This window comes from Roseibium litorale, from assembly GCF_014842915.1.
GTDB lineage: Bacteria > Pseudomonadota > Alphaproteobacteria > Rhizobiales > Stappiaceae > Roseibium > Roseibium litorale.
On the sequence record NZ_JACYXI010000034.1, the window covers coordinates 1 to 1,529 of the forward strand.

At 61.0% G+C, this 1,529-nt stretch carries 1 protein-coding gene; it reads left to right on the forward strand.

Annotated elements, in window-relative coordinates; genetic code table 11:
• Positions 1-54 precede the first annotated feature (54 nt).
• On the forward strand, positions 55-1,425 hold the full coding sequence (locus tag IG616_RS22815; RefSeq protein WP_192151285.1) for an IS1182 family transposase: 1,371 nt from the start codon (positions 55-57) through the stop codon (positions 1,423-1,425).
• The last annotated feature ends 104 nt before the right edge of the window (positions 1,426-1,529 follow it).

Consider the following 1,529-nt stretch of genomic DNA (forward strand, 5'->3'; position numbering starts at 1 on the left):
CAGACTGCTGACAAACCCGTAGCATTTGCTTGTGGTTTTTGATTCAGTGTCTTTATGTTGAAGAAGCCCGGCCCCGCCCAGACAGCGCTCGAGATTGTGACGCTCGATCAGCTTGTTCCCAAAGATCACCTTTTGCGCAAGATCGATGCGGTGATCGACTTTTCGTTCATCCATGAGCGCGTTGCGGATCTTTACTGCGCGGACAACGGCCGTCCGCCGCTGGATCCGGCGTTGATGTTCAAGGCCTTGTTCATCGGCTACCTGTTCGGGATCCGTTCGGAGCGCCAGCTTGTGCGCGAGATCGAGGTGAACGTTGCCTACCGCTGGTTCCTGCGTCTGCAGCTGACGGACAAGGTGTTCGACGCCTCGACGCTGAGCCAGAACCGGCGGCGGCGCTACAGCGATGCGAGCGTTGCCCAGGACATCTTTGACCACATTGTCGAGCAGGCGGTTTCTCATGGGCTCGTGAATGGCACGGTGCTCTATACGGACTCGACCCACCTGAAGGCGAATGCCAACAAGGGCAAATACGATCTGGCCCAGATAGAGAAGTCCAGGTCGGACTACTGGGCGGATCTGGACAAGGCCATCGAGGCGGAGCGCAACCTCCATGGCCAGAAGCCGCTGAAGGACAAGGAGCGGGAGCCGGAGGTCAAACAGACCAAGGTCAGCCGGACCGACCCGGAGGCGGGGTATATGGTGCGCGAGGGCAAGCCCAAGGGCTTCTTCTATCTGGATCACCGCACGGTGGACGGCAGGCTGGGGATCGTTACGGACACCTTCGCCACACCGGCCAATGTGCACGACAGCATCGTTTATCTGTCCCGGCTGGACCGCCAGCGGCAGCGCTTCGCCTTCGACGTGAAGGCCGTCGGCCTGGATGCGGGCTATGCCACCACGGGCATCGCCCGGGGATTGGAAGAGCGGGACATTCTGGGTGTGACCGGCTACCGGCGGCCTCAAGCCCCAAGGCCGGGCATGATGCGCAAGTCAGCCTTCGCCTTTGAGCAACAAGCCGATGGCTACCGGTGCCCGGAAGGGCAACTGCTGACCTACGCCACTACGGACCGCAACGGTTACAAGCACTACCGCTCCGATCCGGCCCTCTGCAAGACCTGCCCGCTGCTGGCCTCCTGCACCTCGAACGCCAAGGCGGAGCGCACCCTGACCCGGCATGTCTGGCAGGACGCCCGCGAGCGCGCCGATGACCATCGCCTGACCGCATGGGGCAAGGCCGTCTACAAGCGCCGCAAGGAAACGGTCGAGCGCTCATTCGCCGATGCCAAGCAACTTCATGGCCACCGCTATGCCAGGTTCCGGGGTCTCGTGCGCGTCCAAACCCAGTGCCTGCTGGCCGCTGCCGCCCAAAACATCAAGAAGATCGCAATGGCCCTCACCAAGGCACCGAAACAAGCCCCAGCATGAGACGAAACGGGCTATCTCTCAAAGATCCCAAAACTTGGACACCTGAAAACCTGAACTGCAAAAAAACAAACCCGCCGAAAACGACGGGTTTGTCAGCAGTCTGA